This window comes from Moraxella sp. Pampa (assembly GCF_035181385.1).
GTDB lineage: Bacteria > Pseudomonadota > Gammaproteobacteria > Pseudomonadales > Moraxellaceae > Moraxella.
In genome coordinates this window covers 153,217-173,094 of record NZ_JAXCJK010000002.1, presented here as the reverse complement: position 1 = coordinate 173,094, position 19,878 = coordinate 153,217, and the positions used below count along the sequence as shown (strand labels likewise).

Genomic DNA, 19,878 nt, shown 5'->3' with positions numbered 1-19,878 from the left:
ACTACTTTTGGGGGGCTGTTATGTAATGAATGTTATAATCCGAGCATCTTGGTGATGATGCTGTAATGGTCCTCAAACATCATTTTGCCATCAAGGTTGGCAAGGGGCAACCAAAAGGCTTGGCTGGCATCATCTTTGCCCACAACTTTTGGTAAGCTGGCACCTGTCAGCTCAAAATAAAACACGCTTGTGATTGTACGGCCGCGCAAAGAGCGTTCTGGTGCGTCAAAGATTTGGCTGTATTTTAAGCTGTGTTTGTCTACGGTCAGTCCAGTTTCCTCGTGTAGTTCACGCACCGCACAATCAAGCAAACTTTCGTGAGAGTTTAAAAACCCTCCTGGTAATGCCCACAGTCCATACCCATAATCTCCCTTACGCTCAATCAGTAAAACATGACCTGATTGTATGACGAGTGCGTCAGCGGTATTAAATATGGGTGGGTAGGGCGTGTTTTTCCAAGCGTCCTGAAAAGTTTGAATGTGGGCATATTCATCAGCTAGATGAGTATAATCGCTGGTATTTTTAAATTTTGCCAAAAATTCTTGTGAGGATTTTGGCATTTGTTCATCAATTTCGCCATTTTTTAAATAACGCTTTCTTAGCGGTGTGGCGGATAGATTTTCAAAATTGGGCAGTTCAATCGCCTCCCAATTTGGAAATAATGACAAATAATAAGAGCTGTCGTCTTTGGTGTGTCCGATGACGCCGATGCGTGCATTTTTTTCTACCAAATGGCAGACGGCGGTTTGCACATTTTGTAACCATTGATGGTCGTTATACAGTTTGTCATCAATAGGAGCACACCAAATGCGATGCCTACACTCATCATCAAAGGCTTTTAAAATCATCTTGGCTCGCTCATCAAAAGTGAAAGGGTTTTTGATGGTGCGTGGGCTGTTGGCTGAGCCGATGAGCATGATGACACGATGGGCTTTTTTGAGTGCTTCTTTGACAACAAATTCATGCCCATGATGAAAAGGTTGAAAACGCCCAATAAAAATCAAATAATCAAATTTATCATTCATACAAACCTACAATGATCAAAAAAACACAACAACAAGAAAAAGTTCATCAAATTGCCTTGATAAAACCATCTTATGTTACCATATAAACGAGAATAAACCGACCGATTTGGTCAAGATTATTTTTTTATAAAGAGACAAGTCATGCACGACAAAGACAATAACGCCCCATTGACCAGCAATATCATCATCACGCCATCAGCCCAAGCCTATCTGGCAGATTTGCTTGCCAAACAAGACATTGAAGGCGTTGGTGTGCGTATTTTTGTAGAATACGCTGGCACACCGCGCGCTGAATGCTGTATGAGCTACTGTCAGCCTGATGAGGTTGATGAAGAGGATTTACAAATTGTGTTTGAGGCATTTAATGCTTATATTGATGCACCAAGCATTCCATATCTGCATGATGCGGTGATTGATTATAATAAAGATCGTTTTGGTGGGCAATTAACTTTTCGTGCACCAAACTCCAAAGTCCCACAAGTTGGTGCTGATGCAAGCATTGAAGAGCGTATTAACTATGTCTTGCAATCAGAGATTAACCCAAATCTTGCCAGCCACGGCGGTATGGTAGAGCTGATAGACCTGATAGAAGATGAAGCAGGTTTGACGGCAGTGTTGAAATTTGGTGGTGGTTGCCAAGGCTGTTCGGCAGTTGATGTTACCTTGCGTCAAGGCGTGGAGGTGCAACTAAAACAGCAAATTCCAGAGCTGATGCAGGTTGTTGATGAGACTGACCATAGTCAAAGTCAGAATGCTTATTATAAATGACACACTCATCATTAAAAAAACAAAAAATCGCCCAAGTTTTTTGAGCGATTTTTTTTGTTTTGATTTAGCCCAAGATGTCATGCTTAATGGCTTGGTAGTCTTGTTTTGATAACCGTGGGCCAAATTGTGTGACAACACGACTTGCGACATGAGCTGCAAGTTTTCCACATTGTTCTATTGAGTGGTTGTGGCTTAGAGCGTATAAAAATGCACCTGCATAGTTATCACCTGCACCGTTGGTGTCCAATACTTCCTTGATGGTGGCTGAGGGTATGCTGATGATGTCATCATGCTGAGCGATTAGGGTTGGTTTGTCGCTGTTGGTTACTACGACCAAATCAGAAAACTGCCTTAGTGCCCGCACTGCTGATTCGTGGCTGTCTGCACCTGTATAAAGCATGGCTTCTTCAAGGTTGCAAAAAACTGCATCAATACCCTCTGATAATATGGCCTTTAATTTGTCTTTGGCAAATTTTACTACCGCAGGATCGGCAAAGCTGACGGCAATTTTTACGCCTGCTTGTTTGGCTTGGGTGCGTAGTTTTGCCATGCCATCTGTGATGGATTCAGACATTGCAAGATAGCCTTCTAGGTAAAGCCATTTTGTATCTTTTAGGGCATAAAAACTGATGTTGCTTTCATCAATCTGACCGCTTGTGCCCAAATGTGTCTGCATGGTGCGTTCACCATCTGGTGTAACCAATACCACGCACGAGCCTGTTGTGCCATCGGCATCAATGGCAATATCAGCATCGGTTGCTACGCCTGACTTTTCAAGGTCGGCCAGATAAAAATCGCCCATGTCATCGCCACCTACTCGGCAGTTATAAAATGCACGACCGCCCAATGATGCAAATGCTACCATACTGTTGGCTGCCGAGCCGCCGCCTGCTTGCTTAGCAGGTTGATGTCCTGCTTGATCTAATGTGGCAAATAAGCTATTTTGGGTGTTGAGTTCGGCAAGCGTCATGTTGCCACGGGTCAGCCCTGTGGCGGCCAAAGTTTGGTCGGTGATTTTAAATTCGGTATCCACAAGGGCGTTGCCAATGGCGATGATGTCGTACATGGTAATCCTAAGTTGGTTTAAATTAAACGAAAGTTAACACGATTGCTCAAAAGAGATGCGTCCAAGTTTTTTAAAGACAAATCATTCGGCCGTAAGTTGTACTACGAGTAAATCACTATCTACATCAGGCAAAATGCTGTCTGCTGTTGCACCAGATAACCATGCAGAAAGCCCTGTACGCTTGTGGCGACCAATAATGATTAGGTCAATGGCATGATTATGGCAATAATCAACAATGCCTTTTCTCCCCGAAATGGCGGTTTTAATGTTGATATTATGTGCGTGCAAATCATTTCTAGCAAGCACCTGTGCTAGGCGTATGCGAGCTTCTTGACAGCGTTCGTTGTCAATCTCTTCATGCAAGGCGGATGCAGGAATCAGTTCATAGCCAAAGCCAAGCATGGTTTCTTCAACAATGTGCAAAACCGAAAGCTGTGCATTTGGTGAGGCGTTCAAAATCCATTTTGCCTTGGCGGCAACCAAATCGGTGTCATCTTGCAAATCTGTAACCAATAAAACATGCTGATACATCATATTTCTCCCTTTGTAAGCATAAGACTCATAGATACAAAAACTGATGATTGCGACATTTTTAGTATAACAAAATTTATGACCATCGTCAGCTTATTTCCTTTAAAAAGCGTGCTTTTGGTGATGAGTATTGGGAAATTCATCCACAAAATAAAACAAGATTGATGCCAATCGTGTTTTATGCCAATCAATACTTAGTTAATTCATTTTTATTGTTTTAAACTTTTGATGATTGTCATTACCATGCTGCCATATCATTGGCTTTTTAGGGCGGTCTGCCCAAAGGATTTATCATGACATCACAATCTTTTACCATCACGCCCATCAAAGACACCATTGGTGCAATCATCAGTGGTGTAGACCTAAACCACCTTGATGGTGCCAGCATTAAGGGTAGGGTGCTTGCTCAAATAAAAGAAGCGTTATTAAGGCATCAAGTGATATTTTTTCGTAATCAGAACTTACAAACACCAGCACAGGTCAATCTTGCTAGGTCGCTTGGCAGTTTGCACATTCACCCAGTTTTTCCAACAGTGCCAAATTTCCCTGAGGTGATCGTTTTAGATAGTCATGAGACAGACCTAAGGGATAATGAACTTTGGCATACCGATGTAACTTTCAGCAAAACGCCACCATTGGGCTGTGTCTTGCGAGCAGTGAAAGTCCCTAAGTCGGGCGGTGATACGCTGTGGGCAAGTGGTACGGCGGCATTTAATGCATTGGATATAAAAATTCAAGATAAGATCAAGGGTCTGACCGCCACGCACGACATTCGCCTGTCTTTTCCAAAGGAGCGATTTGGTGGTGCAAGCAAGGCAGAAAAAGCAAGGCTTGAAGAAATTTACCGCAAAAATCCACCCGTCTCCCACCCTGTAGTACGCACGCACCCTGACACAGGTAAGCTGGCATTATTTGTGAGTGAAGGATTTACCACCAAAATCAATGAATTGCCAGAAAGTGAAAGCCGTGAGCTGCTTGATTTTTTGACTCAGCACGCTGTTAAAGAGGCATTTCATTTGCGTTGGCAATGGCAAGAAGGTGATGTGGCAATTTGGGATAATCGTGTTACGCAGCATAAGGCATTATTTGACTATGGTGATGCTCATCGTATCATGCATCGTGCCACCATCAATGGCGATGTGCCATATTATGTGGCTTGATTGATGAGTAGACTGTGCGGTCAGCGTGCTCATTAAAATCATCTTATGATAAATAATACACCTCACAACAAACCATCAATCTTTTTTAATCAAATTTTAATCATCAGTGATGAGGGATTTTAATGAATCATTCCAACCAAATTGTACCAATCAACCAAGGTTTTAAGATGGGCTGGGTTTATGCGATGGCGGTTGGCTCTGCGGTGGGCTGGGGTGCGTTTGTGTTGCCCTACGAATGGTTGTCATCAGCAGGTCTGATGGCTGTGATTACAGGTTTTTTGATTGGTACGATTTTGATTGGCGTTATTGCGATTAACTATGGTTATGCCACCAAATCTTTGCCTGTAACAGGTGGTGGCATTGCTTTTGCGTTGGCGAGCTTTGGACGCATACATGGATTTATTGCAGGTTGGGCACTCATGCTGGGTTATATCAGCATCATTTCGCTCAATGCGTCAGCGGTAACGCTTGTACTGAGGTTGATTGTCCCTGAGATGATGATGCAAGGGGAGCTGTATGAGATCGCTGGTTGGAAAATTTATGCACCAGAGGTGGCGGTGTCGTCGCTATTTTTAGTGGCTTTTGCGTATTTAAATGCTAATAATACTGCCATCTCTGGGCGTGTTCAATTCTTGGCAGTCATGTTGATGTTTATTGCGGTGGCGGCAGTGTTGTTTGGTGCAGGCATTCATTATACCAATCATGGCGTAGGGCCATTGTTGTTACCGCCAAATGGCGTGAGTTTTTGGTCGGCAGTAGCAACGATTGTTGCTTTTGTGCCTTGGGCTTATGTGGGTTTTGATGGTATTCCGCAGTTGGCTGGCGAGTTTCGCTTTTGTGGTACCAAGATTATGAAGTTGCTCCTTGCCAGTGTTTTGAGTGCAAGTTGTTTGTATGTTGCAATCATTGTGGCAGCAGCTCTTGCTTTTGGTGATGATTTGTCAAATTTTGCAAGCAGTTCATGGGCGACAGGTGCAGTGATGGCATCGGTGATGGGCAAATTTGGATTGGTGCTGATGGTTTTGGCGGTCAGTATGGGTGTGCTAACAGGATTGAATGGTTTTTATGTGGCAGCCAGTCGTGTGGTCTTGACGCTAAGTCGCAGCCAAATGCTACCACCTGTGTTTGGTAAAGTGCATTTTGTACATGGAACGCCAACAGTGGCTTTTTACGCAATCATGGCGGTGTGTATGATTAGCCCTTGGTTTGGGAGAGGAGCGTTATTGTGGATTGTTGATATGGCTAGCGTCGGTATCGCAATAACCTTTTTTTATACTTGTGCTTGTGCGTACAAACTGGGGCGTGAGGGTGTGGTATTTGGTATGCGTGTACAACCAAAGAGTGCCTTGCAAGCATTTGTGGGTGTCTTAGGCATGATCATTTCAGTGGGGTTTTTACTGCTTTTGTTGTTGCCAAATTCCATCAGTGCATTAAGCACACCGTCTCGTTATGCTTTGGCGGTGTGGATCGTGCTTGGCGTTATCTTTTATGCGACCAGACGCACAGATGTTCAGCATAAAAGTGATACTGAGCTTAAACAAATTATTTTTGCCAAACTTGGCTAAATTGATGATAAATAATACCAGTGGCCAAATTGCTACATCAGCCAATGTGCTTTTAAACTTGACAAAATGATTGAAAATTTTACAAAAAGTTGCAAATATTCAATATCAAGCTGAGTTTTTGCTGTTATTATGTTTTTGTTTTGAATAAGTAATTTGAATAAGTAACCAACGGAGATTATCCATGAAACACATTTTGGCTTTATCTATTTTTGCATTAACTGCTACAGCATTTGCCGCTCCTGCGATGGCAGACGATGATATGCGTATTTATGAACAAAATAAAGCACAATACATTTCGCTTGCCAAAGCGAGCAAGCTTGCCAAAGCCCACATCAAAGGTACTTCGGTCAAAAAAGTGGAGTTTGATCATGACCATCATCTTGGCGCACATTTTGATGTTGATGTCGTCAATGCAAAAGGCGTTGAGTATCATGTATCTGTTGATGCAAAAACTGGCAAAATATTAAAAAGTGAGATTGATGATTGATGATTGATGATTGATGATTGATGATTGATATGATTTAAAAATTTTGTGCAATTTTGTCATTTTGTCAAAGTCTTTAAAGCTCTTGGTAACAAAAAATCGTAATAATAATTTACGGTTTTTTGTTTTTTAAGGCATATTTTGCCAAAAATGTATCCACTGGCCATCATCTTTTATGGTAAATTATGCTAAACTACCACCCTTATTGTGTCTAAATTTATATCTAAAAAAATAATAGGGGGAGATATGACTAATTGTGCAACAAATCCTGCTTTTGAGCTGATTAGTACAACCACAATTGATGCTTTGAACATTGATGTGATGCACTATCGGCATCTTGAAACTGGACTAATCCACTATCATTTGGCGTGCGATCATGATGAAAATGCACTGATGATAGGCTTTGCCACACAGCCAATGACTTCTCGTGGCGAGGCTCATATTTTAGAGCATGTTGTGCTGTGTGGCTCTGAAAAGTATCCTGTCAGAGACCCGTTTTTTAGCATGATTAAGCGTTCTTTACAAACCTTTATGAATGCCATGACGGCAGCAGATTGGACGGTATATCCGTTTGCTACTCAAAATAAAAATGACTTTTTTAACTTATTGTCCGTTTATGCTGATGCGTGTTTTTTTCCCAATATTCATGAGTTGGATTTTGCTCAAGAGGGCATTCGTATTGAGCTTGATGAGCATGATAAACCCAAATATCATGGCATTGTTTTTAATGAAATGAAAGGGGCGATGAGTGGCGAGATTGATCAGATTTATCATTCGCTGATGCCACATTTATTTACAACGACAACTTACCATTATAATTCTGGGGGCGACCCTAAACATATCGTTGATTTGACTCATGATGATTTGGTTGCCTTTCACAAAACGCATTATCACCCATCAAATGCGATTGTCATGAGTTTTGGCGACATTCCTGCAAGCGACATTCAAGCGTATTTGCAGGACAATGTGCTAGATAGATTTAATGATATTGAGCGTCCAAAAGTTGGCAAAAAGTTTACTTCGGTTACTGAACAGCGATTAACCAGTCCAGTTCGTGTGCAAGATACTTATATTGCCGATGATGATGGTGAGCAGATGACCCATCATATTTTATCGTGGTTGCTACCAACCATCAGTGACCCAAAGCAAAGATTGGCACTTCGTCTTATGGAGGGGGTATTGGTAGAACATTCTGGTTCACCGCTGCGTGCGTATTTAGAAAGCTATGAGCATGCTGTCGCCCCAAGTCCATTATTAGGACTTGATGACAGTCATTATGAAATGGTGTTCTATGCTGGTGTGCGTGGCTCTGATGCTGAATATGCTGATGATGTTGAGCAGGGGATTTTGGCATTGCTCAAAGATGTGGTAAGTCAGGGTGTGGATAATGACACCATTGAGACTGTACTGCATCAAATAGAGCTTGATCAAAGGCACATCGGTGGTGATGGTATGCCATATGGCCTAACACTGATGCTAGAGGCATTTAGTACAGCAGTTCATGGGGCAGACCCCTTAGATGTTTGGCAGATTGATGAGCATTTAAGTTGGCTTAGGGAACAAGCGAGCGATCCAAGCTTTGTACCAGAACTGATCAAAAAACATTTGATTGATAATCCGCATCGTGTCCGCCTGACTGCCTTGCCAGATAAAGACAAAGCAAGTCAATTGGTGGCTGATGAGCAGGCGAGTCTTGAACAACTTGATGAAAAGCTAAGCGACAAAGAGCGACAGGTCATTCGTCAAAAAATGGCCGATTTGCAGGCTCGCCAAATGATGGCTGATGATGTTGATCTGCTACCAAAAGTGGGACTACAAGACATTCCAGCTGACATTCATTTCATACACGCTGATAAAAAACCCATCACTTTGAGTGGTCAAAAGCGTACTTTGTATCAATATCACGCAGGAACCAACGGCTTGTATTACTATCAAGTGGTGATGCCGTTGGGTGATCAGGCAGATGAAATTTTAAGCAATCCTTTATTGCCTATTTATCTGACACTGCTGTCAGAAGTGGGTACAAGCAAGTATGACGCACGAGAGTTTCAAGCGGTGCAGGCAGCGTGTTCATCAGGTGTGACCGCTCGTATCAGTCAGCGTACTGACATGATAGATAAAGATAAAATGACCAGCTATTTTGTGCTAGCGACTCGTGCGTTAAACCGCAAAACAGAAGCGATGCAACTGGTTAATCAAGTGCTTGATGAGACGATATTTGGCGAAACTGACCGCATTCGTGAGCTATTACAACAAAAGCAAACCAGCTGGCAATCTCGTTTAGCAGGGTCGGGTCATGCTTATGCCATGCAGACCGCCAGCCGAAGTATGAGTAGGCTTGCACAGATTGAATATGCATTTTCTGGATTGCCTGCACTTGTGGCATTAAAGGCATTTTTGGCAGATGACAATGATGAAAAATGGACAATCTTATCCGAACGCCTATCGGCACTTCATGCACAGATGATCAATTTGCCAAAAGATGTCATTTTGGTTTGTGAAAAAGAAGTAGCACAGACTTTGAGTGCTCAGATTAGCAACACCTTGAATGTGGGTGCAAGACCCATCACCGCAAACACCAAATCGCTTCCTTTTGATGAGTTGTCAGACTTGCTAGATGATGAGGGTGGTAAAGATGACAAGGACATCGCTTGGCTTATTCCAACCAATGTTTATCACAATGCTTCTGCCTATCCTGCGACCACATCAGATGACCCTGATACACCTGCTCTTATGGTGCTTGCACCGTTTTTGCGTAATGGCTATCTGCATTCTGCCATTCGGGAAAAAGGTGGTGCATATGGCGGTGGTGCAAGCTTTGATGGCAATGCAGCGTCATTTAAATTTTATAGTTATCGAGATCCCAACTGTGAGGCGACTTTTGAGCATTTTTTATCAAGCATTGACTGGCTGATTGAACATGAACATGACAAATCGCAATTGCAAGAGGCGATTTTGGGCATCATTGCTGGCATGGATAAGCCAGGCTCACCTGCAGGCGAGGCGGTCAAATCTTGTTTTGCTGAGCTTCATGGGCGTGATAAGGCATACCAGCAAGCCTTGCGTGCCAAGATTTTGGCGGTAACGCTTGATGATTTAAAAAGAGTGGCTCAAAAATATCTTAAAGATAAACCACATACCAAAGCCAGCCTTGCTCCACTTGAACAAGAAACCAAGATGAAGGATTTTGGTTTTGTGATTAAAAAATTAGCCTAGATTGTAATCTGGCTTAAATTGTAAGCTGACCCAATAAAAAGATACCTTCCATACCCCCAATAACATATGGTTTTTGGGGTGGTTATGGAAGGTGTTTTTTATGATTAAAGTTTGAATCGCTTAAAGTTCTTTTGTGCCAAAAATTTTATCGCCAGCATCTCCTAAGCCCGGAATGATGTAGCCGTTTTCGTTTAGGTGGTCATCAAGTGCTGCGGTGTAGATTTTGACATCAGGATGCGCCTTATTAACCAAGCGTACGCCCTCTGGTGCAGCAACCAGCACGAGAGCTTTAATGTTGGTACAGCCGTGTTTTTTGAGCATATCAATAGTGGCAACCATACTGCCCCCTGTGGCAAGCATCGGATCTAAGATGAGAGCAGGGCGACGGTCAATGTCTTTGACAAATTTTTCAAAAAATGGCACAGGTTCTAATGTCTCTTCGTCTCGTTGCAGACCCACAACAGAGATTTTGGCGGTTGGTAATAGGTCTAAGACGCCATCAAGCATACCAATGCCTGCACGCAAAATTGGCACAAGCGTTACGGTTTTTCCTTTGATTTGTTCACCATCAATCTCGCCACACCAGCCTTGCATTTTAAAGGTCTCAATTTCAAAATCACGGCTGGCTTCATACGCCATCAATCTGCCCAGCTCCTTGGTTAAAGTGCGAAATTTATAAGTACTGCAATCAGCCATACGCATGAGTGAAAGTTTATGGCGGACAAGGGGGTGGTTGATGACTTGTATGTTTAGGTCGGTCATATTGTTCTCTTTTTAAATTAACTAAAATGGTTTAAATTGATTTTGCTTATGATACCAAATATTTGAATATTTTTATATGGTTTTGTTTGATCGGCGTTAATATGGCTGTTAATGTGGGTTTTAAACCAAACTTAGACACGCTGTGAATGGTCAAATTGACACCCTTAAAGACTTTGTTGTAGAATGATGCTTTTGGCTACTTTTTTGTGAAGTTTATGAAGTCTGCAAAGCGTCCTTTAACTTATCTTGACTTTGTCGTTTTGTCATTCATATTTTTTGGGTATTTTGCTTATGTTTCTGTTGTGGGCTATATTCATGAGCCTGCACCAGACCCCATTTTGGCATCGTCTTTTTCTGATGATGCCAACTGGTCTAGCATTCTGATTGAGCTGACATTTTTAGTGGCAGCTGGTATTTATTTGTGGTGGCGAAAATTTGATGTTAAATTGCTGGATTTTTCAGTTAATAAAATGACATTGCCGATGGTCATTGGTTTGCTCATCGTGGGAGGGTTGACCACAGATTTGGTGTTGTATGGCAGTTATGGCATATCAACAGGGGGTAATTCTTTTATTCCTGACGCAACCCAAGCACAAACTGATTTATTTGCACATATTAGCATTGCATTGTTATTGTTCGCAGTGGTCAATGGATTTTATGAAGAATTGTTTTTCATGGGTCTGACATTTGCTGTCTTGCCCAAGCATCGCCTTTATGCGTTGATAAGCAGCGTGTTTGTTCGTTTTATTTTTCATATTTATCAGGGTTTGTGGTCGGCAGTAGCGATTGCTATGATGGGTGTTGTCTTTATTGCATTACGCCAAAAAATAAAATCCATCACGCCTTTTGCGATAGCGCACGCTGTCTTTGATGTGTTTGGGGCGGGGATCATATTTTTATTTTTGTAATGAGTCTTATTGCTATTTTTTTTATGATGTCCTTACAACTTGAAAAGATGATTGTAAGGGTGTATAAAACCTAAAAACTTTGTAATCAAAATTTATACTTTTAGTTTAAAATCATTTTTAGTATTATGTGCTTTTAACTATTTTTTCGGCTTTTCAGGTCTTACCCACCCTTCAATGGTTACTTGCTTGCCACGAGCAATCACCAGTTTGTTATCATCGCAATCTTTGGTAATGACAGAGCCTGCCCCAATGGTTACTTTATCGCCCAATGTTACAGGTGCGACCAACACCGCATTTGAGCCAACACGCACGTCCGCCCCAATCGTGGTTTTAAATTTATTCACGCCATCATAATTGGCGGTAATCGTGCCAGCACCGATATTCGTCCGCTCGCCTACCGTGCTGTCGCCCAGATACGCCAGATGATTGGCTTTTGCTCCATTTGCCATTTGGGTGTTTTTAAGCTCCACAAAGTTGCCGATATGGACATCTTGGGCGGTAATGGCATCGGGTCGCAACCTTGCAAAAGGTCCAATTTGGTTATTTTCGCCCACCACCGCATTGTCAAAAATACTGTACGGCTGTACTACGGTATTACTGGCGATGGTCGTATTTTTGATGACACAGCCAGCACCAATTTTGACATTGTCGCCCAAAACGCAATCGCCTTCAAAAATCACATTGATATCAATCTCAACATCTTGCCCCACAGTCAAATGACCACGCAAATCAAAACGCTCAGGGTCAATGATATGCACGCCAGATTTCATAAGATTTTGGGCTTGAAATCTTTGATACGCGCGTTCTAGGTTGGCAAGTTGAATACGGTCGTTTACCCCTTCAATCTCAAAGGCATAAGTTGGCGATACGGTGGCAATGTGAATGCCGTCATCTACCGCCATTTTAACAATATCGGTCAGATAATATTCGCCTTGTGCATTGTCATTGGTAAGTTTATTTAAATAGGTATGCAAAATTTTATTGTCAATACAATACACACCGCTGTTGATTTCGGTGATTTGTTTTTGGCTTTGGCTTGCGTCTTTTTCTTCTACAATGGCAACAACTTGTCCGTCCCTACGGATAATCCGCCCAAGCCCAAAGGGGGTTTTTGTGTCCATCGTTAGCATCGCAAATGGGCTGTCCGTTTGGGTAAGTCTTTGTAAGGTATCCACCCCAATCAGCGGCACATCACCTGATAGAATCAGACTTTTACCGTCTCTAGGCAATACAGGCAAGGTCATCATCACAGCGTGTCCTGTGCCAAGTTGCTCTTTTTGTTCCACCCAGTCAATCTGCTCACAGGCAAAAGCGTCTTTGACCTGCTCGCCTGCAAAGCCGTAAATGACAATGGTTTTTTGACTGCCTAATTGTTTGGCAGTTGCCAGCACATAAGCCAGTAGTGGCTTGCCTGCTAAGGGCTGTAAGACTTTGGGTTTGGCAGACTTCATACGAGTGCCTTTGCCTGCGGACATGATGATGGTGGTAAGTGTCATAATAATTCCCTGCACTATTAAAAATAGAGTAATCAAATCATTATAACACAAGCGTTAGCATTTACAAATCAACCACACCGCCCACCGCTTGGTAGATATTCACTAGGGCTTGGGCTTGATTAACCAAACTATCAATAACCGCTGTTTGGGTTTGGCGGGCTTGTTCTTTACTGTCTTCTAGTTCTCTGGCAGAGATAAACCCTAATTCGTAGCGTTTTTGTTGGTGCGAGCGTTGCTGTTGGGCAAGCTGTTCGGCTGTTAAGATAAGTTGATGATTTTGTTTAAGATTTGCTAAATTTTTCAATTTGTTTTGCACATCTGCCAACGCCTTATACACGCTGTCTTGATAGTGCAATGTTGCAATATGCTCATCAATTTTTGCAAGATTTAAATGATGCTGATAATCTTTTGCATTAAAATTCGGAATATTTAGCGAAACCCCCCAGTTAAGTACAGGCACTTTTAGTAAATCTAATAAATGACTGTGTTGTGAGCTTGCCCCTGCTGTGAATACCAGCGTTGGATATTGGTTTTTTTTGATGAGATTTTTTTGTGCCAAACTGACCGTCAGTCGTGATAGTTGTGCTTGAATGTCTGGACGGTTATTTATCACATTCATGGGCAGTTTTTGAATATTTTCTGGTAATTTGAATGCAAATTGATGCGTATTTAACTGATTTTCCAAATCATTTTTATTAATTTGACTTAACAATGACAGGGTGGTTAGGCTTTCGTGTTGTTGTTGCACTAGATTATTGGCGGTTTGTCGTAGGTTATTGATTGTCTGTTCAATCGGTACGGTGTCAGCAGGGGCAATCAGTCCTAATTTTAGCTGATTTTGTAAAAATTGGCGTTGTTTTTGTTGGTGATTTAGAGCTTGCTGATTGTCCATGCGTTTTTGCACAATGCCCAAAAAGTTAAAATATTCTCGGACAGCTGTGGCAGTAAGGCTCATAAACACGGCTTGGCGGTCGGCATGACTTGCGTGTGTTTCCCATTCACTGATGTTTTGTTGTAACGCCAGTTTTCCCCATAAATCAATTTCCCAACTGGCATTGACATTCATCTCAAAACCACCTGTTGTGCTTGTTTCACCTGTAGCAAGCGATTTTTGTGCACGCTGATTGGCAAGGGCAGTGCTACTTATCATAATTTTTTTGTTGTCTTGGATTTTTTGGTGGTTAAAAATCGCCTTTTGTAGGGTAAGCGTGGCGACAGATAATTCACGATTATGCGTGATGACATGGTGCATATAGTGGTTTAACACTGGGTCGTCAAACGCTTGCCACCAGTTATTATTACAAGATTCATCATCAATGCTTGTGCATTTTTTAGGATAGTTGTTTAGATTTTCTGATAAATGTATCTGTTTTGGCACGGTTTGGCAAGCCGATAAGGTCAAAATTGCCAATACTAAGCTCAAAGATTTGATTGTCATTGTCATTATCCTTTGTTTAACGCATCAATTGGGTTCATTTTTGCTGCACGATGCGCAGGCATAAAGCCAAACACAAGCCCAATCAGACTGGCACAACCCACCGCAAGCACAATAGACGCAATGGAAAAAATCACTTTAATATTAAATAGTTGCACAAGCATACCCAGCCCAACAGCCAATAATACGCCCAAAACACCGCCCAATGCACAAACGACCATTGCCTCAATCAAAAATTGCCAAACGATGTCTTTATAAGTCGCACCCACCGCCATACGCACGCCAATCTCGCCTGTGCGTTCGGTAACTGACACCAGCATGATGTTCATCACACCAATACCGCCAACCAGTAGCGAAATTACCGCAATCGCTCCGATAAGCAAAGTCAAAGATTGGGCGGTTTTTTCTACCGTTTTGGCAAGGCTATCGCTGTTAAATAGGCTAAAATCTTTTTTACCATGCCGTTTGGTGAGTACTTGGCTAATATTTTCGCTTGCCAAGGCAGAAGATTGGTCTTTTTTTAAGAGTACCGTAATGCTATTAAGCCGTGGCGACTCGCCTGCAAAGCGAGCTTGATATGTGCGATAAGGCAACCAAAATTTTAAACCACGGTCATAATTACCCTCAATGCCCTTGTATTTAAACACGCCAACAACCGTCGTCGGTACACCATTTAACAGTATCACTTGCCCTAGGGCGTCATTTTGTTTAAAAAAAGTTTGTTTGACTTTTTCACTGATGATAATTTTTTGGCTAAAATTATCCAAGTCCGACTGACGAAACATACCCCCTGCGACAAATTCCACATTTTGTAATCGGTGGTGATTAATCCCCACGCCGTCCGCCTGTACGCTTTTGGTGTGATTACCAAATTGGGCTTGCATGGTCATTGACAAATCAGGCGACACACTCTCTACAAAGGGCAATTTTTCAAGTGCATACATATCATCAAGGGTTAAATCATTGGGCTTAACGCTATCATCACCATTTTCAACCCCTGTAGAAACACTAATCGTTGATGAGCCGATACTGTTAATTTGCGTTAAAATTTGCTGTTTTGAGCCGTTACCCAAAGCGACAATCAGCACAACAGAAGCAATGCCAATGATAATGCCAAGCATGGTTAAAAGCGTTCGCATCTTATTGGCAATCATGGTTAAAACCGCCATGCGAAATGCCTCTTTAATACGACTGATGGCTTGAATATTAAAGTTTTTTTTGGCTTTTTGGGAAAAATTTGCCGAAACACTCAGTGGCTTACTTTGAGTTTTTTTTGTATCGGTTAAAATTTGACCGTCTGAAATTTCAATCACTCGCTCGGCACTTTGGGCGATTTTTGGGTCATGTGTTACCAAAATCACCGTATGACCTTCTTGATTAAGCTGGGTTAAAATATCCATCACATCACGGCTACTTTTGCTGTCCAACGCCCCTGTCGGTTCGTCTGCAAAAATAATCTGACCGCCATTCATCAAGGCACGAGCGATAGACACTCGTTGCTGTTGTCCACCTGATAGCTGATTGGGATAATGATAAAGCCGTTGCTCCAAGCCTAATTTTGTCAATAATAGCTTGGCTTTTTGTTCTCGTTCGTGGTTTTTTGTTCCTGCATAAATGGCAGGCATGGCGACATTTTCTAGGGCATTTAGACTGCCAAGTAATTGATAACGCTGAAAAATAAAGCCAAATTTATCCCGCCGTAAACTTGCCAACGCATCACTGTCCATATCAGTCGTGGGTACGCCGTCAATGGCATAATCGCCTGATGTTGGGGTGTCCAAACACGCTAGAATATTCATCAGCGTGGATTTGCCAGAGCCTGATTGACCCACAATAGCGACCATTTCCCCTGCAAAAATCTCTACATCAATGCCATGTAGCACCTGCAATTCGTTTTCACCAGAGCCAAATTTTTTGGTAATGTTTGCCAATGATAAAATGGGGGTATTCATGTTATAGCCCCACATCTAGCGTTGCTATTTTGCCGTCTGACTGTGAGACGATGACTTTTTCGCCCTGCTTTAAGCCTGATACTATCTCGGTATTGATTTTATCGTTGATACCAACTTTGACCTTACGAGTGCTAATCGTGGGCGTATCGCTGTCTTGATTGTCTATGACTTGCACATCAAATTCGTCCGTGCCAACTTGTTTGCCCAAAGCGGTGAGTGGAATGGCAAGGGTTTGGGCTTTTTTGGCAATCATCACCGTTACATTGGCAGTCATACCAATAAACAGTTCGTGATTGGGGTTGGGCACGCTTAATAAGCCATAATAGTACACCGCACCAGATTGCGAACTATCGCCAATGGGGGAAAGTTCAATCGCTTCTAGTGTGGCGTTAAACTTTTGATTTGGCAAGCCTAAGATAGTAAAATTCGCCGTCATACCGACTTTTAATTTGGGAATGTCGGCTTCAGAGAATTTGGCTTTAATTTGTACCGTATCAATTTGAGCCAGTTTAATAATGGTAGGTGATGACTGCATGGCATTGATGGTCTGCCCTTCTTTGGTAACGACCGACACCACCACGCCATCAATGGGAGCGGTAATGCGAGTATAAGCAAGGTTGGTTTTGGCAGTGGCGATTTTGAGTTTTGCCTGCTCAAGTTGTGATGTGCTGGCAGATAACTCTTTTTGAGCAACCAACAAGGCGTTTTTGGCTTTGTTCAAGTCTACTTCTGACACAATCCCTGCATCAAAGCCTTGTTTTTGTTTATTAAAATCGTTTTGTGATTGGGAAAGTTGTAATTTTTTTATGTCATGTTGGGCGATTAACGCCTGATAACTGGCTTGTTCATCTTTTAGGGTATTTTGTTGTTGTGTCGCATCAATATCGGCAATCAAATCGCCTTTTTTGAGCCGTTGCCCAAGTTTAACATGAAGTTTATCCACTCGCCCAGTCGCTTGTGCCCCCACATCAACCAACTCTTCAGCATACACCTGACCACCTGCAATCACGGTCTCTTCAATGTCGGTGAGCGTTACGGTTTCGGTTAAGTATTCTAATTGTGGCGGTTGTTGCCGTTGCCAAAACCAAACCACCACAAAAAGACCGATGATAATAAGAGCAATGAATAATTTCTTTTTAAAAGTCATGTGATACCGCCAAAAAATAATATATTATAACAAATAATAATCTAAACTCAACTTGTCCTCAATTATCTAAACCCCCCTGGCATAAAAAGCACATAACAAATCACCCCTGCCATCACCCCCGCCAACACATCATCAATCAAAATACCAAATCCGCCACAAACATTTTTGTCCACCCATTTAATCGGAAAAGGCTTGATGATATCAAAAAAACGAAACAAGACAAAGGGTATGATAAATAACAAAAGCAAACTGGGGTGCAGATATGCCAATCCTGTTTTATTCTCATCTTGTGTATTTGCCAATAGCCATACGCTTGGCAATAACGCAATCCACATTCCTACCCATTCATCAAAAACAATATGCGGGTCATCGTGAACTTGCATTAAATCTGATGTCTTACCACAAATAAAACTGCCCACCAATCCGCCCAAAATCGTAATCGTCAAAAATCCCCAAAATCCAAGTAAAAGCATTGGCATTGCAACAACCAAACCGCCCACCGTTCCCCAAGTACCAGGGGCTTTTTTGGGTAAGCCAGAACCCAAGCCAATGCCCAGCCAATAAATGAATTTGTCAAAGGCGGTGGCACTAGGCGGACAAGGGGGGCAAAGGTTTGATTTGTAGATATTGGGTTTGTGGTTGGTCATTTAACAAATCCTCTTTTATAAGCAATATGATTTTTGATATTGCTTAGTACATCTTTTTCGTCCCAAATCTGCAATTCCCACGGATAATAAAAGTTACTGGCATTCTTAAAGTAAATATGAATGCCGATATAGCCGTCCACATCTCGCAAATACCAATTTTTTAAACCGTATTTTTTTCTCCAATGGTCTAAATTATCAAAAATTACCGCAATATCAGCAGATGGCAGAACAATCCTTGCACCAAAAATATCATTTAAAATATTATTGACAGGATATTGATTTTCTCGTTGTAAATAGCGATTGATTTTATCTTGGATACTTTCAGAGGTTTTGACCCGATAATAAAAAGCAATGTCCTTGGTGTCAGCAAACAATAAATAATCGTTGATTGCTTCGTGCAAATTCAGCCGATAAGAAAAAATATGCTCGATTGGTACTTTATTTAGGGTATGGCTTAGATTGATTTTTTGTACTTTGCCTGTTTCAAAATAATCAGTAGAATATTTGGCGTGAATGAGGTTGATTTCACGAATAAGCCGTTCTGTTTTTTCTATATTGATAGGGTTGCCCATAACATCAATCATCAAAAATGCTCCCACCCTTTAACCACAAAATCCACTGGTTTGTTATCAAAATAAAACTTTATGCCTGTATTTTGTGTAATTTGTCCAATCGGATAAATGGTATTGGGATTTTGTGCATTAAATTTGGCAAATTTATCTGGATTTATGGTAAAACACAATTCATAATCATCGCCCCCATTGACAATATGGCGGTATTTTTGTGCAAAGGGCAGAGCGTCCAAAAACGCACTACACGGAATTTTGTCCAAATCCAATCTTGCCCCCACACCGCTTGCCTTTAAAATATGCCCCAAATCCTGCCCCAAACCGTCCGATATGTCAATCATACTGCTGGCATAACCGATAAGCTGTTGCCCCAAAACCACTTTTGGGACTGGGTATTGCAAGGCGGTTTTGAGCGGTGTGGGCAGATTTGCCAACGCATTTGGGCAGGCATTGCCGTCGCCATTTAAATCGTCAAGAATGTGGTGCAAGGCGTAACTTGCCGTGCCAATATTGCCACTGACACAAATAATATCGCCAACTTTCGCCCCACTTCGTTGAATGGCTTGCCCTTGTCCAATAAAGCCCAAAGCGGTGATAGAAATGGTTAAAATATCCGATTTTGTGGTGTCGCCACCAATGAGCGAGACCTTAAAATCATTGCAAATGTCGCCAATGCCTTGGGCAAAGGGCGTCAAAAATGCGTCATTGGCAAAATGCGTGGGTAGGGATAGCCCCAGCAAAATGGCATAAGGGGTCGCCCCCATACTGGCAAGGTCGGACAGATTGACCGCCACCGATTTGTAGCCGATAGCGTGGGGCGGTGTTTGGTGGACAAAATGCCGTCCTGCCACCGACACATCAACACAGCTAACTAATTGACAGTTTGGCGGTAGCACGCTTATCGCACAGTCATCGCCAATGCCAAGCACGGTGTTTTTGTGGCAGGCGGTGGCATTTTGAAAATGGCGGTCAATCAAAGAAAATTCGGACATTTTAGGTGGTACTCGCAGACTTGGCTTGCAAATTGCAGATTTAAATTGAACGCCCAAAATATTGTTCTTATTTCTATGGGTGAATTAAATGGTCAGCCATTGATGACTTTTGTATTGCCTTAAAATATATTTAAAGGAAAATACATTTTAAGGCA

General features: G+C 42.1%; 17 protein-coding genes. 6 read left to right on the top strand and 11 right to left on the bottom strand.

Translation table 11 applies throughout. The features are described from left to right. Positions 1 to 32: 32 nt before the first annotated feature. Positions 33 to 1,025: a bifunctional nicotinamide-nucleotide adenylyltransferase/Nudix hydroxylase gene (locus R0123_RS05200; protein ID WP_323843330.1), complete on the bottom strand. Its 993-nt coding sequence runs from the start codon at positions 1,023 to 1,025 to the stop codon at positions 33 to 35. 141 nt (positions 1,026 to 1,166) lie between these two features. On the opposite strand from R0123_RS05200, the gene nfuA reads away from it, so the two are divergent. Beyond that, a complete protein-coding gene (gene nfuA, locus R0123_RS05195) occupies positions 1,167 to 1,793 on the top strand; it encodes a Fe-S biogenesis protein NfuA (protein WP_323841137.1) in 627 nt (208 codons plus the stop codon). Positions 1,794 to 1,857: 64 nt separating this feature from the next. Here the strand turns inward: nfuA and R0123_RS05190 are convergent, their stop codons facing one another. Next, positions 1,858 to 2,859 (bottom strand): adenosine kinase, encoded by a 1,002-nt coding sequence (locus tag R0123_RS05190; protein ID WP_323843329.1) that lies wholly within the window; start codon positions 2,857 to 2,859, stop codon positions 1,858 to 1,860. 81 nt (positions 2,860 to 2,940) lie between these two features. Further along, complete coding sequence (locus tag R0123_RS05185) at positions 2,941 to 3,390, bottom strand: universal stress protein (RefSeq protein ID WP_323841270.1); 450 nt, start codon at positions 3,388 to 3,390, stop codon at positions 2,941 to 2,943. A 293-nt stretch (positions 3,391 to 3,683) separates the two neighbouring features. Between R0123_RS05185 and tauD the strand changes: the two genes are divergently transcribed. The 4 genes from tauD to R0123_RS05165 all read left to right on the top strand — a co-directional run bounded on the left by tauD (position 3,684) and on the right by R0123_RS05165 (position 9,815). Beyond that, a complete protein-coding gene (gene tauD, locus R0123_RS05180) occupies positions 3,684 to 4,550 on the top strand; it encodes a taurine dioxygenase (protein ID WP_323843328.1) in 867 nt (288 codons plus the stop codon). Between the two features lie 122 nt (positions 4,551 to 4,672). Continuing rightward, a complete protein-coding gene (locus tag R0123_RS05175; protein WP_323843327.1) occupies positions 4,673 to 6,115 on the top strand; it encodes an APC family permease in 1,443 nt (480 codons plus the stop codon). A 181-nt stretch (positions 6,116 to 6,296) separates the two neighbouring features. Then, a complete protein-coding gene (locus R0123_RS05170; RefSeq protein ID WP_323841141.1) occupies positions 6,297 to 6,602 on the top strand; it encodes a PepSY domain-containing protein in 306 nt (101 codons plus the stop codon). A 243-nt stretch (positions 6,603 to 6,845) separates the two neighbouring features. Then, positions 6,846 to 9,815, top strand: coding sequence for an insulinase family protein (locus tag R0123_RS05165; RefSeq protein ID WP_323843326.1), 2,970 nt, complete (start codon positions 6,846 to 6,848; stop codon positions 9,813 to 9,815). 120 nt (positions 9,816 to 9,935) lie between these two features. Here R0123_RS05165 and upp read toward each other — a convergent pair whose 3' ends face one another. Then, a complete protein-coding gene (gene upp, locus R0123_RS05160; protein ID WP_323841143.1) occupies positions 9,936 to 10,577 on the bottom strand; it encodes a uracil phosphoribosyltransferase in 642 nt (213 codons plus the stop codon). A 215-nt stretch (positions 10,578 to 10,792) separates the two neighbouring features. On the opposite strand from upp, the gene R0123_RS05155 reads away from it, so the two are divergent. Then, a complete protein-coding gene (locus R0123_RS05155) occupies positions 10,793 to 11,485 on the top strand; it encodes a CPBP family intramembrane glutamic endopeptidase (protein ID WP_323843325.1) in 693 nt (230 codons plus the stop codon). Between the two features lie 137 nt (positions 11,486 to 11,622). On the opposite strand, the gene glmU is transcribed toward R0123_RS05155, so the two are convergent. The 7 genes from glmU to thiL form a co-directional block, all read right to left on the bottom strand. Further along, positions 11,623 to 12,981: a bifunctional UDP-N-acetylglucosamine diphosphorylase/glucosamine-1-phosphate N-acetyltransferase GlmU gene (gene glmU, locus R0123_RS05150; RefSeq protein WP_323843324.1), complete on the bottom strand. Its 1,359-nt coding sequence runs from the start codon at positions 12,979 to 12,981 to the stop codon at positions 11,623 to 11,625. A gap of 61 nt (positions 12,982 to 13,042) precedes the next feature. Continuing rightward, positions 13,043 to 14,419, bottom strand: coding sequence for a TolC family protein (locus R0123_RS05145; protein WP_323843323.1), 1,377 nt, complete (start codon positions 14,417 to 14,419; stop codon positions 13,043 to 13,045). Positions 14,420 to 14,424: 5 nt separating this feature from the next. After that, positions 14,425 to 16,368 (bottom strand): MacB family efflux pump subunit, encoded by a 1,944-nt coding sequence (locus tag R0123_RS05140; protein ID WP_323843322.1) that lies wholly within the window; start codon positions 16,366 to 16,368, stop codon positions 14,425 to 14,427. A gap of 1 nt (position 16,369) precedes the next feature. Continuing rightward, positions 16,370 to 17,515: an efflux RND transporter periplasmic adaptor subunit gene (locus R0123_RS05135; RefSeq protein WP_323843321.1), complete on the bottom strand. Its 1,146-nt coding sequence runs from the start codon at positions 17,513 to 17,515 to the stop codon at positions 16,370 to 16,372. Positions 17,516 to 17,577: 62 nt separating this feature from the next. Next, positions 17,578 to 18,162, bottom strand: coding sequence for a phosphatidylglycerophosphatase A (locus R0123_RS05130; RefSeq protein ID WP_323843320.1), 585 nt, complete (start codon positions 18,160 to 18,162; stop codon positions 17,578 to 17,580). Continuing rightward, positions 18,159 to 18,746, bottom strand: coding sequence for a GTP pyrophosphokinase (locus R0123_RS05125; protein WP_323843446.1), 588 nt, complete (start codon positions 18,744 to 18,746; stop codon positions 18,159 to 18,161). Before R0123_RS05125 ends, R0123_RS05130 begins: the two co-directional genes overlap by 4 nt. Then, the gene (thiL, locus tag R0123_RS05120) at positions 18,746 to 19,723 is read right to left on the bottom strand and encodes a thiamine-phosphate kinase (protein WP_323841272.1); all 978 of its coding nucleotides are present in this window, start codon (positions 19,721 to 19,723) and stop codon (positions 18,746 to 18,748) included. Before thiL ends, R0123_RS05125 begins: the two co-directional genes overlap by 1 nt. Positions 19,724 to 19,878 lie beyond the last annotated feature (155 nt).

What these genes read in the sequence shown, in the direction of transcription:
- R0123_RS05200 (WP_323843330.1), bottom strand. Translation starts at nt 1,025, where the DNA reads ATGAATGATAAATTTGATTATTTGATTTTTATTGGGCGTTTTCAACCT.
- nfuA (WP_323841137.1), top strand. Translation starts at nt 1,167, where the DNA reads ATGCACGACAAAGACAATAACGCCCCATTGACCAGCAATATCATCATC.
- R0123_RS05190 (WP_323843329.1), bottom strand. Translation starts at nt 2,859, where the DNA reads ATGTACGACATCATCGCCATTGGCAACGCCCTTGTGGATACCGAATTT.
- R0123_RS05185 (WP_323841270.1), bottom strand. Translation starts at nt 3,390, where the DNA reads ATGTATCAGCATGTTTTATTGGTTACAGATTTGCAAGATGACACCGAT.
- tauD (WP_323843328.1), top strand. Translation starts at nt 3,684, where the DNA reads ATGACATCACAATCTTTTACCATCACGCCCATCAAAGACACCATTGGT.
- R0123_RS05175 (WP_323843327.1), top strand. Translation starts at nt 4,673, where the DNA reads ATGAATCATTCCAACCAAATTGTACCAATCAACCAAGGTTTTAAGATG.
- R0123_RS05170 (WP_323841141.1), top strand. Translation starts at nt 6,297, where the DNA reads ATGAAACACATTTTGGCTTTATCTATTTTTGCATTAACTGCTACAGCA.
- R0123_RS05165 (WP_323843326.1), top strand. Translation starts at nt 6,846, where the DNA reads ATGACTAATTGTGCAACAAATCCTGCTTTTGAGCTGATTAGTACAACC.
- upp (WP_323841143.1), bottom strand. Translation starts at nt 10,577, where the DNA reads ATGACCGACCTAAACATACAAGTCATCAACCACCCCCTTGTCCGCCAT.
- R0123_RS05155 (WP_323843325.1), top strand. Translation starts at nt 10,793, where the DNA reads ATGAAGTCTGCAAAGCGTCCTTTAACTTATCTTGACTTTGTCGTTTTG.
- glmU (WP_323843324.1), bottom strand. Translation starts at nt 12,981, where the DNA reads ATGACACTTACCACCATCATCATGTCCGCAGGCAAAGGCACTCGTATG.
- R0123_RS05145 (WP_323843323.1), bottom strand. Translation starts at nt 14,419, where the DNA reads ATGACAATCAAATCTTTGAGCTTAGTATTGGCAATTTTGACCTTATCG.
- R0123_RS05140 (WP_323843322.1), bottom strand. Translation starts at nt 16,368, where the DNA reads ATGAATACCCCCATTTTATCATTGGCAAACATTACCAAAAAATTTGGC.
- R0123_RS05135 (WP_323843321.1), bottom strand. Translation starts at nt 17,515, where the DNA reads ATGACTTTTAAAAAGAAATTATTCATTGCTCTTATTATCATCGGTCTT.
- R0123_RS05130 (WP_323843320.1), bottom strand. Translation starts at nt 18,162, where the DNA reads ATGACCAACCACAAACCCAATATCTACAAATCAAACCTTTGCCCCCCT.
- R0123_RS05125 (WP_323843446.1), bottom strand. Translation starts at nt 18,746, where the DNA reads ATGATTGATGTTATGGGCAACCCTATCAATATAGAAAAAACAGAACGG.
- thiL (WP_323841272.1), bottom strand. Translation starts at nt 19,723, where the DNA reads ATGTCCGAATTTTCTTTGATTGACCGCCATTTTCAAAATGCCACCGCC.